The sequence below is a fragment of the Roseomonas indoligenes genome, assembly GCF_017813365.1.
Lineage (GTDB): Bacteria > Pseudomonadota > Alphaproteobacteria > Acetobacterales > Acetobacteraceae > Roseomonas > Roseomonas indoligenes.
Window position 1 is genome coordinate 1 of the sequence record NZ_JAGIZA010000044.1, and the last position, 11,521, is coordinate 11,521.

Genomic DNA, 11,521 nt, shown 5'->3' on the forward strand with positions numbered 1-11,521 from the left:
AACAGCCCGGACCAGGCGCTTGCGCAGGTCCTGCGACAGAGGTGCCGTCATCTCCAGCCTCGCTGCTCAACAACAGCGTCGAATCAGAACCCGCGAGTCTGTGCAAGCCGGAAATGCTCTAGCGAATTGCGGATCTCCGCCAATGCCTTCTTCGGCGACCGCTACGGCGTGACACTGATCGAATAGCGGATCCTGTCGTTCCTGGCCGCCTCGGGGCCCTCCAGCGCTTACACGATCTGGACCGAGGGGGAGCTGGACAAGGCCGCGGTCAGCCGGGCCCTCCGCGGGCTCGAAAAACGCGAGCTCGTCACGATCCTCTCCGTCACGGCGTCCCGCCGGCCCAGCCTCGTCATCGACCTGGCCCCGGCCGGAAAGAGGCTCCACGACGGGATGCTCGACGAGATCATGGCTCGCCACGAGCGCCTGCTCGACGGCCTTTCCCCCGAAACCGTCAAGACGCTCTTTGAGCTGCTGCGGCGCATTCGGGAGAAAATCCCGGGGATGAGCGGCGGCCCATCCCTCCCGCCTGACTGATGCGGGCCCGGCGAAGGCAGACCGCGGATGGCGTCGGCGGTGTCGGCGGGCGCGACCGTCCGGCGCGACGTCATCGGCATGATCCAGTGACGTCTGGACCTGGCGCGCCATGCCGCGCACCCAAAAGCGGTCGTCCAGCTTCCAGCAGGACTGCCGCGCCTGGCTAATCTGCAGAACCACCGTCCCGGCCCGCCAGACGTGCCCACGCAGACGCTGCCCTCATCCACCCTCGTGAGGGCGAGGTTCTCGCCAAAAGCGCCCGTCCCGGCGACCACTGCCGACGCCACCTCGCTGTCAGAGAACTCGCTTCGCCAGACCCCATAGTGGTCGAATGAATAGGTATGAACGGCCTTCTTCGCCCCCCGTGGTGCCGCGGATCGCCCTGCTCAGCTTGCTCTACGCATCCCGTGGCAGCACGTCCCAGATCCGCAGCAGTTCGATCCGCCCGACCGTACCGGCTTGGCGCCCAGGATGAACTAAGGTGACGTGGAGGGCACTTTCCACACCTCTGCTCCCGACAGATCCGCAACGGTAAAGACCGCGGTCCGCGGAGGATCCTGAGCGGCCAATTCACGTGCCTGCTTCAGCCCTGCAGCCTTCGCTTGATCGAGGGTGGCGAAGTCACTGACCTTCGTCCCATCCTGCTTCAGCGTGAAATCGCCGCCGGCCGCAATACTCATGAACGCCCCTCCTGCTGATCAATCAGCGACGACCAGTCTTCCAGGCCGCCACCATGACGTCTGTCACGTCCTGGGCATAGCAGAGCGGGGCTGACCTGCCATTGCGGCTGTACGCGCTCCTACCGCAGTAGGAGGAGCCGTTACGGGCCGACTTGTAGGGGCAGGCTCAAGGCCGTCATGCTGGTTTGTAGGCCGCCATGCTCTGTTGGATGATGGCTTGGCGGATCTAGGCGTCCGCTTGTGTGGGTTCTCTGGCCCAGGCGGGAAACACCAGAAGCAGGATCGAGAGGGGTAAGGCCCAGCGCATTCCGCTTCCCGGATTCGTTCGGGGAAGCGGGACGTAGCTTGCAAACGGCGACTAGGGGCCGCCGACCTCCGTCAGAGCGCGAACTCCTCCTTCGTCTTTCCCTCAGCCTCCAGCTCTGCCAGCCACCGAGGCTTGCGCCCTCGCCCGGTCCACTCAGCGCCGTTCGGGCCGCGGTACTTGGCCACCACCGTCTTGCCAGCATCGCTGCGAGGACGGCGAACGTTCGTGTGCGGGCGAGGCCGGCCCAGTAAATCGTTCAGGCTGAGCCCAAGAGCGGCCGCCTTGACCTTTATCTCTTCCACCAGCTCGGTCCGGGCGCCTTCCCTCTTTGTGGCCAGGACGGCCTCTGCCTCCTTGATGAGTTCGATGAGCTCGGCAGCGCTCAGGGCATTCAGGTCGATTGCTGATTTGGCCATTTGTTATTTCCCAATCGAAAGGCTGACAGATCATTTATATCTTTTGGGACCACGCCCATAGCCACATTATCCACCAGCCCGCTGATTTTGTTTCGGCGAAAGTTTAGTTAAGCTCTCCACCTTCAAGGGAAATCAGGTCCATATGGCTATTCTCGGTGCTCTCCTTGGTCATGCTGGGCCGATCGACCCAGGGCAGGCCCAGCAGGAGTACGCACGTCTGCTTGCCACAGGTGAGCCTGTGTTAGCCGCCTATAAGCTTGTCCGTGACCTGATCCTGCTGACGGATCGCCGCCTGATCCTCATCGATAAGCAGGGGATCACCGGCCGCAAGACCGAGTACATGACGATTCCCTATCGGAGCATGATCCGCTTTTCAGTCGAGAGCGCCGGACATTTCGACCTGGATGCCGAGCTGAAGATCTGGGTAAGTGGTTCTGCGGAGCAGATCGAACGGACTTTCAACCACAAGGTCGACGTCTACGAGTTGCAGTCCATCATCGCGGAGCACCTGCCGCGTTAGGTCCCTTTTTCCTGCCGGGCGTCAAGTTGCGGCCCTCCAAACGCAGAAAGCCCCATGACCTCGGGCTGAGGTCATGGGACTCTGTGGGCCTCTCGCGGTGGAGAGCCGGCGGGTCTGCACTGGCAGGTGCCCCACTCCAGCACCCTCTCGCGGCGTGAGAAGAGGGTCACGGTCTATCATTCTCAATCGCGCCCGGGCGGGTCGCTCCACCTCGTCATCGGCAGCACGGGGTTGAAGGCGCTCGGAGAGGGCGACTGGAAGGCGAAGAAGCACGGGGCCGACAAGCGGCGGGCCTGGCGCAAGGTCCAACTGGTGCTCGACGCGTATAGCCATGAGGTGTGGGCCGTGGAGATGACCGACCACCGCCATGGGGACGGCGAGATCCTTCCAAGGCTGCTGGCACAATTGCCGAAAGAGGAGCGGATCGGCGTGATCAGCGGTGACGGCGCTTATCACACCCGCAAGGTCTACGAGCCCTCTGCGGCTCGCCTAGCCGACCCCGCGTCGTGCTGCAGCGGCGGAACGGCAAGCCAGGAGAAAAGCGAACCACCGGGGCGACCGAGAGGAACGAGACGCTGCGCGTCATCAGGCACCTCGGACGGCTGCTGTAAATGCTGGGAGAGCGGCGATCACCGGCGCAGCCTCGATGAGACCGCGATGCCCCGCCTTGAGCGCCGGGGCGAGCGCCTTTGGCCCTTGATCCGGCCCGTCGGGCGCTGAGGTGCAGATCCGCTGCGCCATCCTGAACACCTTCAACGCCCTCGGTATGCCAGACACCGTTGCTCGCGTCCGATCAGCGCATAAGACCGAACCACATCCGCGCGCTGATTTCCACAACAGCGCCGTTTTTGTTGGGACCGTCGGGAAAGTTCTCAGCAGGACGCAACATCACGGTCCTGAATTGTCCAGATCTTGCAGGGGTATAAACGCCTGAATTCCGCATCCCGGAACGACGAATGATTCGGCGCAGTCCTACAGTGCGTCGCCGCTAGCATACAGGCCGATGTCTTCCGCAACTCCGCTGAAAGTAGAGGCGTCGCGAATGATGAAAGCCGCAGGCCGCCAATGCCCGTCCGGGCATCATCCGCCCCGATCTCGGGGAGAGGGACCGCATCTGCTGGCCGACCGAGGATATTGAAACATGTACGACAGGTCCGATCCGCGCGCATCTCTCGCGCCGGCGGCAACGAGCCCCGCCGTCCTGGCAGGCCATTATGCGCCGCCCAGCTACGTCAGGTTTTATGAGACGCCGCCCCAAGAGGATGGCCCCGAAGGCCGGAGCTGGTACGCGCGCGGCCAGAACTTCGTCGTCATCCACACCGAGGCCCGGGATGGGGCACGCTTCGAGCGTAGGGGCCAGAAGGACGAGTATGTTCTCATCCTCCCGGATGCTGCGGCCTCCGCGGTGGTCACTGCAGGCGGAGAGCGGCAGGACTGCGCGGGCAACGCGGTCGTCTTCGTTCCGCCGGGCGATAGCAGCATCGAGACTTCCAGCGGTAGCCGTATTGTGCGCCTTTTCACCACGGCGTCTGAGGACCTCGTCGCGCGCTGCCCGAATAATGACGCTTACGCCACACCGAACCCGCTGATCCCACCGCTGCAGCCCTGGCCGGCACCGAAGGACGGCTACCGCATCCGGCGCTACGGGCTGGACGTACATGTTGAGCCTGGGCGCTTCGGGCGGATCTTCCGCGGCTCCACCTTCATGGTGAACTACCTAGACCCGCGGATGGAGCCGCGCGACATCACGAAGCTCTCCCCGCACCATCACGACGACTTCGAGCAGTGCTCCCTCGCGCTGGACGGCGAGTTCATCCACGACCTGCGCTGGCCATGGACGCCGAACATGAACCACTGGCGGGAGGACGAGCATGCCTTCTGCGGCTCCCCCTCCGTCGCGGTAATTCCGCCGCCCTCTATCCACACCACCCGGGCCCAGCTTCACGGGCTGAACCAGCTCGTGGACATCTTCTGCCCGCCCCGCATGGACTTCTCGAAGAAGCCCGGCTGGGTCCTGAACGCCGATGACTACCCCATGCCCGAAGGGGCCTGAGAGGCACAATCCGATGAGCGAAACCATCGAAGGCAACCTGGCCCGCGACACGGAGGCTGCCGAGTTGCTGGTCGGCGCCGTGGACCTGCACTGCCACAGCGGCCCCGCCGCCATGCCGCGCATCCTGGACCACCACGAGGCGATGCTGGACTGCGCCGCAGCGGGCTTCCGCGCGCTGCTCTACAAGGACCACTTCTACCTCGGCACCCCCCACGCCATGGTGCTGGAGAAGCTCTTTCCAGAATTGCGCGTGAAGCTCTTCTCCGGGATCGCGCTGAACAACGCCTCGGGCGGCATCAACCCGCACGCCGTGAACCATGCGGCTATGATCGGTGCGAAGATTGTGTGGATGCCGACCCTCTCGGCCGCAAACCACATCGAGCAAGCGTCCGGCCAGGGCAAAACCTTCCCGAAGACGGCCAAAAAAATGCTGGACCCTATCCCCCTCCGTGCCACCGACGCGAACGGGGACCTGCTGGACAGCACGAAGCAGGTCCTCGACATCATCGCGGAAGCCGACATCATCCTCGCCGGCGGCCACCTGGACGCGGCGGAGATGATCAAGGTCTTCGAGGAGGCCAAGCGCCGCGGGGTAAACCGCCTTCTCGTGAACCACCCCACCTACCTTATCGGTTGCACGGACAACGATATTCGGGAGTTGGTCTCCATCGGCGCCCATATCGAACACTCCATCTGCATGTGGGTGGAGGGCAAGGCGAAGAAGTTCTCGCCGGAGGAGTTGGTCCACCTGATCGAGGTGGCCGGGGTGGACCGCACCATCCTCTCCTCCGACCTCGGCCTCACGGGCTCGCCCCGGCCGGTGCAGGGCTTCCGCCAAGTGGTCCGGCTGCTGCTGGACCAGCAGGTTCCGAAGGAGGACATCCGCAAGCTCGTCTCCCTCAACGCGGCGCGGCTCGTCGGCCTGGACGAGGCGGCTTAGGGATGTCCGAAGGCTTCAAAGAGAAGATGCGCCAGGGCGAACGACTGCTCGGCTTCTTCATCGGCACGCCCTCCGCCGCCACGGTCGAGATGGCCGGGCATTGCGGCTACGACTTCGTCATCATCGACACGGAGCACGGCCCGGCGGGCATCGAAACGATCGAGGACATGTTGCGCGCCGCAACCCTGCACGGCATGGCCGGGCTGGTCCGCGTGCCCGACGGCTCGGTGGCGAGCATCCAGCGCGTGCTCGATGCCGGGGCGGACGGCATCCTCGTGCCGCATGTCTCCAACGCCGCCATCGCGCAGGAGGTGGTGGAGCGGGCGCTCTACGCGCCCGAGGGCAAGCGGGGCGTGGCGCTCTCCCGCTCCTCCGCCTACGGCACGGGCGACAGCAAGGCGTACTACGCCACACGGAACCGGCACACGATCGTCATCGTGATGGTGGAGGACGCAGAGGCTCTGCCGGTGGTGGACGAGATCGTCTCGGTGCCCGGGATCGACGCCGTCTTCATCGGCCCCGGCGATCTCGGCGCCTCCCTCGGCCATGCGGGCGACATCAAGCACCCTGCCGTGCAGGAGGCCGTGACCCTCATCGCGGAGGCCGCGAAGCGCGCTGGGGTGGCGCGGGCCACGGTGGGCCGCACGGCGGAGGATGTGCGCCGGCTGGAGGCGGCGGGCACCGGTATGGTCTGCTTCAACACCACGGCGATGCTCGTGGGCGCGATGCAGGGGCTGAAGGCCGACCTCGCGCGCTAGGCACCTCGCTGAAGGCGCTCCATGGAGGCGGTGATCTCCCGGCTCGCCTCCTTCAGCGCCGGCACCAGCTCCTCGGTCAGCGCGCGGTGGTTCACGGCGGAGCGGAAATAGCTCAGGCCGAGCGTGCCGGCCACCGCACCCCCAAAGGCGATCGGCACCGCTACCGTGTCGGAGGAGCGCGGCTCCACCTTCGGGTCCCGCAGCGCGTAGCCCTGCTGCCGCATGGAGGCGACGATGCCCCGGATCACGCGCTCCAGGTTCGGCGGGCAGTCCTCCGGGTCGGGGGAGGCGAGGAGCATCCGCAGCAGGATCCGTCGCTCCGTATCCGGGCACCAGGCGAGGTAGGCGCGGCCGAGGGCGCGGGTGACGAGGCTGAGATGCGACCCGACGGAACTGTGGAAGGGCGAGACCGCGCTGTCCGCGATGGTGCTGACGCTGATCGCCATTCGCGCCCCGTCCAGCACGGCGATGGCGGCGGGCCAGCGCAGCCGCCGGGTCAGGTCCGCCGCCCAGGGCCGCCCGGCCTCCGCCACCAGCGGCCCGCCGTGGTATCCGGCGCTGAGCGAGAGCACGTCCGAGGTGACGTGGTAGCCGAGCCCCCGGCTGGCTTTCGTGACCAGCCCCGCGGCAATCAGTGTGCCGAGCAGCCGCATGATCGTCGGCTTCGGCAGCCCGGTCGCGCGGTACAGTTCCTCCACCGTGGTGGTGCGCTGGCGGTTCAGCTCCCTCAGCAGCGCGACGGCACGGAGGACGGACTGGACGGGAGGTTCGCTCAGGTCAGGGGCTCCGGCACCGCCTCCGCCATACCGGAGACCGTCAGCACCAGCTTGCCGATCTGGGCGTTCGCGTCGAGTACGGATTGCGCCGTCCTAGCCCCTTCCAGCGGGTAGACGCCGCAGATGTGGCTGCGGATGCGGCCGTCCTCGATCAGAGGCCAGACCTGCTCCACCAGCTCCCGCGCAATGCGGCCCTTGTAGGCGGGCGGGCGGCTCCGCAGGGTCGATCCGGTGAGCGTCAGGCGGCGGATATACACGTCGCGGGTGCTGATCTCCGCCCGCGGCGCCCGGTGGCTGGCGATGAGGACGAGGCGCCCATCGACCGCAAGGAGCCCCATCTCGATCGGCGTGTAGTCGCCCCCCTGCCCGTCCAGAATCACGTCCACCCCGCGGCCGTCGGTCAGGGCGCGCACCCTCTCCGGCCAATCCTCTTCGCGGTAGTCCACCGTCTCCCCAGCACCGTAGTCCCGGCACACCGCGCGCTTCTCCTCGGAGCTGCTCGTCGCGATCACCCGCGCCCCGCGCAGGCATCGCGCCATCTGGATCGCGGCCAATCCGACGCCGCTGGTCCCGCCCTGCACCAGCAACGTCTCCCCTTCCGCCAGCCGCCCGAGCCAGAACACGTTGTTCCAGGCCGTGAAGAACACCTCGGGCAGGGTCGCGGCCTGGGCGAAGGAGAGGCCGCGCGGCACCGGCATGCACTGCGGCGCCGGCACGGCACAGAACTCCGCATATCCGCCACCGGCGACGAGGGCGCAGACGGCATTTCCCGGCCTCGGCCAAGCCACGTCCGGCGCCGCGCTCTCCACCACCCCGGCGACGTCAAGGCCTGGGATGTCCGTGACGCCGGGCGGCGGGGGATAGAGCCCCTTGCGCTGCTGCACGTCCGGGCGGTTCACCCCGGCAGCGGCCACGCGCACCAACACCTCCCCCGGGCCGAGCGTCGGCATCGGCCTGTCCACCAGCGCCAGCACCTCCGGCCCGCCCTGGCCCCTGATCTCGATCGCCCGCATGGCGCCCCTCCCCCGGTGCCACCACGTCACATGACGATGTTCGCGTTCCGCACCACCGGCCCCCACTTGCGCAACTCCGCAGCGATGAAGTCCTTCATCTCCGCCGGGGTGCCGCCGACGGCCTGCATGCTCAGCCTGGCCAGCGCGTCCCGGCCTTTCTCACTCCCGAGGAAGGTGTTCGTGGCGGCGTTCAGCCGGTCCACGATCTCGGCTGGCGTCCCCGTTGGCGCGGCCAGCGCGTACCAGGCCGAGGCCTCGAAGCCCGGGAACCCGGCTTCCTGCACGGTCGGCACATCCGCTAGGTCGGTCGAGCGCTGGGCCGTGGTCACGGCGAGGGCGCGCACCTGTCCCTCCTTCGCCAGCGGCACGTAGGAGGGCAGGAAGTCCATGGCGAGATGGATCTGCCCGCCCAGGATGTCTTTCACCACGTCGGCCGTGCCGCGATAAGGGACGCTCGTCAGGCTGATCCCCAGCTCCTTCTCCAGCAGCAGTGCCGTGATGTGGCCGAGCGTCCCATTCCCCGGCACGCCGACGGTGAGCTTGCCGGGCTTCGCCTTCGCATAGGCCACCATCTCCCGGATGTCCTTCACCGGAAGCGCGGGGCTGGCCGCCACGACGAGCGGCGACTTCGCGATCAGCACGACCGGCGCGAAGGCCCGCTCGGGATCGAACGGCAGGTTTGCGTAGATGAGCTTATTGTTCGCCAGCGGCCCGGGCGTGCCGAACAGGATCGTGTAGCCGTCCGGCGCGGCGCGCGCGACGGCGGCACCACCGATGTTGCCACCCGCGCCGCTGCGGTTGTCCACCACGACCTGCTGGCCCAGCGTCTCGCCGAGATACTGCGCCAGCGCCCGCGCGAGCAGGTCCGTCCCACCGCCCGCCGAGAAGGGCATGATCAACGTGACCGGCCGCGAGGGCCAGGACTGGGCCCGCGCGGCCGGCGCGGGCAGGAGCCCGGCCGCGCCGATGCCGAGCGCGGTCCTGCGAGTGACGCGCGTGTCCATGCCTTCCTCCCCTGCCGCGCCGGAGCCGCGCCGCACGATGGAGGCACCCTAGACGAGCCGCCGGGCGGCGCCCCGCCAATCTCCGTGCTTTCCGGGATGCGGAATTCCGGCAATCACGGATAGACGCGCCCCGCGGTTCCACTAGCGTCGCCGCCGCAACACGGGGGCAGAGCCGCGATGAGCGACGAGGCAGGGAAAGCGGCGCCGGTACGCAGCCCGGGTGTCCCCGCGCTCTCGGTCCCGAAGGTCGCTCTCGTGACCGGCGCGAGCGGCGGCATCGGCCGGGCGACGGCGGCCCGTCTCGCCGCGATGGGATCCGTGGTGGTCGTCGGCTACAACAGCCGCCGCGACCAGGCGGAAGAGGTGGCAGCCGCACTGGGCGGCGCCGGCCACATGGCGCTGCGCGTCGCGGTCGACGAGCCCCCCTCCATCGCGGAGGCCGTGGCTGCGGTGGAGCGGCATCACGGGCGTCTCGACGCGCTGGTGAACTCCGGCGGCGCGACGACGCCCGTGCCCGCCGGCGACCTGGACGCGCTGACGGACGAGATCTTCGACCGGACGGTCGCCGTGAACCTGCGCGGTCCCTTCGCCGTGATCCGCGCCTTCCGGCCCCTTCTGGAGCGCGAGGAGGGCGCGGCGATCGTGAACATCTCCTCCATCGCGGCCCGCACCGGCCTCGGCAGCAGCCTGGCCTATCTAGCGGCGAAGGCGGGCGTGGACGCGCTCACGCTCGCGCTCGCGAAGGTGCTGGCGCCGAAAGTGCGGGTCTTCTCCGTCTCGCCGGCGGGGGTGGATACGGGCTTCGTTCCTGGCCGCACGCGGGAGCAGCTGAAGAGGACCGCTGAGCGCCTCCCCCTCGCCCACGTGACCACCCCCGACGACGTCGCGCGGGCCGTGATCGCCTGCATCGTCAACCTGACCAGCTCCACGGGCATCGTGCTGCCCGTGGACGAGGGCAGGCATCTTTAGGATCAGGAACGCCATGGACACGCTGAAATTCTACATCGGCGGAGCCTGGGTGGACCCGGCCTCGCCATCGGCGCTGGACGTCGAGAACCCCGCGACGGAGGAGATCTTCGCCAGGGTCAGCCTCGGCTCCGCCGCGGACGTAGACCGGGCCGTCGTCGCCGCGCGCCGGGCCTTCGAAACCTACTCCCTCACGGACGTCGAGGAGCGCCTGGGCTACCTCAACCGCATCGTCGCCGGCCTCCGCGCGCGGCTGCCGGAGCTGGCCCGGACGATGACACTGGAGATGGGCGCCCCTATCACCTTCGCGACGGAGCGCCAGGCGACCGTGGCCCTCTTCCACTTTGAGGAGGCGGTGCGGGTGCTCGCGGCGTACCGCTTCGAGGAGCGAATGGGCGAGGGAGTCATCCGGCGCGAGCCCATCGGCGTCTGCGGCCTCATCACGCCCTGGAACTGGCCGCTGAACCAGGTGGCCTCGAAGGTCGCGCCCGCCCTGGCCACGGGCTGCACCGTCGTGCTGAAACCGAGCGAGATCGCGCCGCTCAGCGCGATGCTCTTCGCCGAGGTCGTGCACGAGGCCGGCCTGCCGCCCGGCGTGTTCAACCTCGTGAACGGTGATGGCCCGACGGTGGGTGAGGCGATTGCCGCCCATCCCGGGATCGATATGGTGTCTTTCACCGGCTCCACCGCCGCCGGCGTGCGTGTGGCAAAGCTGGCCGCGGACACGGTGAAGCGGGTGGCGCAGGAACTCGGCGGCAAGTCGGCCAACATCATCCTGGACGATACCGACCTGCGCGCGGCCGTGATCCAGGGCGTCCATGCCTGCTACACCAATGGCGGCCAGAACTGCCAGTCGCCCACGCGGATGCTGGTGCCCCGCGCCGCGCGCGAAGCGGCTTTCGAGGCGGCGCGCGAGGCGGTAGGCACCATTCGCCTTGGCGATCCTCTGGACGCCGCGACCACCATGGGCCCGTTGGTGAGCCGGGTGCAGTCTAGAAAGGTGCAAGACCTTATCCGCGCGGGGGTGGAGGAGGGCGCGACGCTTGTGGCCGGCGGGCCGGGGCGGCCGGCGGAGCTGAACCGCGGCCACTACGCCCTGCCGACGGTGTTCGGCGACGTGGAGCCGCAGATGCGGATCGCGCGCGAGGAGATCTTCGGCCCCGTGCTCTCCATCATCAGCTACGACACGGAGGAGGAGGCAATCGGGATCGCCAACGACACGCCCTTCGGGTTGGCGGGGTTTGTGCAGTCCGGCAACCCCGATCGCGCGCGCCGAGTGGCCAACCGTCTCCGGGCAGGGCGCGTCTACATTAACGGTGCCACCTTCGACCGCAGCCTGCCCTTTGGCGGCTACAAGCAGTCCGGCAATGGGCGGGAGTTCGGGGCCTTCGGCTTTGGGGAGTACCTCGAAGTCAAGGCGGTCCTGGGAAACTAGCACTACCTGGGCACTTTAGAGTGGATGGTCGGCAGGAACCGACGTCTGCAGTGTGGGCATCGGACGGGTTCGGCGAGGTGGGCGAAGAGCCGATGGAAGATGGCCTGACGTAGAGCTGG

The 11,521-nt window shown here is 67.8% G+C and carries 13 protein-coding genes and 2 pseudogenes; 9 read left to right on the forward strand and 6 right to left on the reverse strand.

Annotation, left to right across the window (positions count from 1 at the left end; translation table 11 throughout):
• Positions 1 to 192: 192 nt before the first annotated feature.
• Both J5Y10_RS28975 and J5Y10_RS27260 read left to right on the forward strand, forming a co-directional pair.
• Positions 193 to 300: pseudogene (locus tag J5Y10_RS28975) on the forward strand (hypothetical protein); the annotation flags it as partial.
• Between the two features lie 90 nt (positions 301 to 390).
• Positions 391 to 534 carry a hypothetical protein gene (locus tag J5Y10_RS27260; RefSeq protein WP_209377294.1) on the forward strand — a complete coding sequence of 48 codons (144 nt, stop codon included), beginning with the start codon at positions 391 to 393 and terminating at the stop codon, positions 532 to 534.
• 206 nt (positions 535 to 740) lie between these two features.
• Here J5Y10_RS27260 and J5Y10_RS28980 read toward each other — a convergent pair.
• From J5Y10_RS28980 to J5Y10_RS27270, 3 genes and pseudogenes are all read right to left on the reverse strand, one after another.
• Positions 741 to 884 (reverse strand): annotated as a pseudogene (locus J5Y10_RS28980) (hypothetical protein); the annotation flags it as partial.
• Between the two features lie 126 nt (positions 885 to 1,010).
• Positions 1,011 to 1,214, reverse strand: coding sequence for a DUF6894 family protein (locus tag J5Y10_RS27265; protein WP_209377295.1), 204 nt, complete (start codon positions 1,212 to 1,214; stop codon positions 1,011 to 1,013).
• Positions 1,215 to 1,592: 378 nt separating this feature from the next.
• A complete protein-coding gene (locus J5Y10_RS27270) occupies positions 1,593 to 1,937 on the reverse strand; it encodes an H-NS histone family protein (protein WP_209377296.1) in 345 nt (114 codons plus the stop codon).
• 142 nt (positions 1,938 to 2,079) lie between these two features.
• On the opposite strand from J5Y10_RS27270, the gene J5Y10_RS27275 reads away from it, so the two are divergent.
• The 5 genes from J5Y10_RS27275 to J5Y10_RS27295 all read left to right on the forward strand — a co-directional run bounded on the left by J5Y10_RS27275 (position 2,080) and on the right by J5Y10_RS27295 (position 6,208).
• The gene (locus J5Y10_RS27275) at positions 2,080 to 2,457 is read left to right on the forward strand and encodes a PH domain-containing protein (RefSeq protein ID WP_209377297.1); all 378 of its coding nucleotides are present in this window, start codon (positions 2,080 to 2,082) and stop codon (positions 2,455 to 2,457) included.
• Positions 2,458 to 2,571: 114 nt separating this feature from the next.
• Complete coding sequence (locus tag J5Y10_RS27280; RefSeq protein ID WP_280856233.1) at positions 2,572 to 3,177, forward strand: transposase; 606 nt, start codon at positions 2,572 to 2,574, stop codon at positions 3,175 to 3,177.
• A 421-nt stretch (positions 3,178 to 3,598) separates the two neighbouring features.
• Positions 3,599 to 4,510 (forward strand): cupin domain-containing protein, encoded by a 912-nt coding sequence (locus J5Y10_RS27285; protein WP_209377299.1) that lies wholly within the window; start codon positions 3,599 to 3,601, stop codon positions 4,508 to 4,510.
• 13 nt (positions 4,511 to 4,523) lie between these two features.
• A complete protein-coding gene (locus J5Y10_RS27290) occupies positions 4,524 to 5,450 on the forward strand; it encodes a DUF6282 family protein (RefSeq protein WP_209377300.1) in 927 nt (308 codons plus the stop codon).
• A gap of 2 nt (positions 5,451 to 5,452) precedes the next feature.
• Entirely contained in the window at positions 5,453 to 6,208 is a 756-nt protein-coding gene (locus J5Y10_RS27295) for an HpcH/HpaI aldolase family protein (RefSeq protein WP_209377301.1), read from the forward strand.
• Here the strand turns inward: J5Y10_RS27295 and J5Y10_RS27300 are convergent.
• The 3 genes from J5Y10_RS27300 to J5Y10_RS27310 are packed head-to-tail and all read right to left on the reverse strand — an operon-like array spanning position 6,205 to position 9,001.
• Positions 6,205 to 7,068, reverse strand: a complete 864-nt coding sequence (locus tag J5Y10_RS27300; protein WP_342453045.1) for a helix-turn-helix domain-containing protein — start codon at positions 7,066 to 7,068, stop codon at positions 6,205 to 6,207. The genes J5Y10_RS27295 and J5Y10_RS27300 overlap by 4 nt on opposite strands.
• Positions 6,981 to 7,997: an NAD(P)H-quinone oxidoreductase gene (locus J5Y10_RS27305; protein ID WP_209377303.1), complete on the reverse strand. Its 1,017-nt coding sequence runs from the start codon at positions 7,995 to 7,997 to the stop codon at positions 6,981 to 6,983. Before J5Y10_RS27305 ends, J5Y10_RS27300 begins: the two co-directional genes overlap by 88 nt.
• A 26-nt stretch (positions 7,998 to 8,023) precedes the next feature.
• Positions 8,024 to 9,001 (reverse strand): Bug family tripartite tricarboxylate transporter substrate binding protein, encoded by a 978-nt coding sequence (locus J5Y10_RS27310; RefSeq protein ID WP_209377304.1) that lies wholly within the window; start codon positions 8,999 to 9,001, stop codon positions 8,024 to 8,026.
• Between the two features lie 177 nt (positions 9,002 to 9,178).
• Here J5Y10_RS27310 and J5Y10_RS27315 point away from each other — a divergent pair, with 177 nt between their 5' ends.
• Entirely contained in the window at positions 9,179 to 9,970 is a 792-nt protein-coding gene (locus J5Y10_RS27315; RefSeq protein ID WP_209377305.1) for an SDR family NAD(P)-dependent oxidoreductase, read from the forward strand.
• A 13-nt stretch (positions 9,971 to 9,983) separates the two neighbouring features.
• The gene (locus tag J5Y10_RS27320) at positions 9,984 to 11,402 is read left to right on the forward strand and encodes an aldehyde dehydrogenase family protein (protein ID WP_209377306.1); all 1,419 of its coding nucleotides are present in this window, start codon (positions 9,984 to 9,986) and stop codon (positions 11,400 to 11,402) included.
• Positions 11,403 to 11,521: the final 119 nt, after the last annotated feature.

Coding starts and splice junctions, on each gene's coding strand:
- J5Y10_RS27285 (WP_209377299.1), top strand. CDS start 3,599: ATGTACGACAGGTCCGATCCGCGCGCATCTCTCGCGCCGGCGGCAACG.
- J5Y10_RS27295 (WP_209377301.1), top strand. CDS start 5,453: ATGTCCGAAGGCTTCAAAGAGAAGATGCGCCAGGGCGAACGACTGCTC.
- J5Y10_RS27260 (WP_209377294.1), top strand. CDS start 391: ATGCTCGACGAGATCATGGCTCGCCACGAGCGCCTGCTCGACGGCCTT.
- J5Y10_RS27290 (WP_209377300.1), top strand. CDS start 4,524: ATGAGCGAAACCATCGAAGGCAACCTGGCCCGCGACACGGAGGCTGCC.
- J5Y10_RS27310 (WP_209377304.1), bottom strand. CDS start 9,001: ATGGACACGCGCGTCACTCGCAGGACCGCGCTCGGCATCGGCGCGGCC.
- J5Y10_RS27320 (WP_209377306.1), top strand. CDS start 9,984: ATGGACACGCTGAAATTCTACATCGGCGGAGCCTGGGTGGACCCGGCC.
- J5Y10_RS27265 (WP_209377295.1), bottom strand. CDS start 1,214: ATGAGTATTGCGGCCGGCGGCGATTTCACGCTGAAGCAGGATGGGACG.
- J5Y10_RS27270 (WP_209377296.1), bottom strand. CDS start 1,937: ATGGCCAAATCAGCAATCGACCTGAATGCCCTGAGCGCTGCCGAGCTC.
- J5Y10_RS27315 (WP_209377305.1), top strand. CDS start 9,179: ATGAGCGACGAGGCAGGGAAAGCGGCGCCGGTACGCAGCCCGGGTGTC.
- J5Y10_RS27275 (WP_209377297.1), top strand. CDS start 2,080: ATGGCTATTCTCGGTGCTCTCCTTGGTCATGCTGGGCCGATCGACCCA.
- J5Y10_RS27305 (WP_209377303.1), bottom strand. CDS start 7,997: ATGCGGGCGATCGAGATCAGGGGCCAGGGCGGGCCGGAGGTGCTGGCG.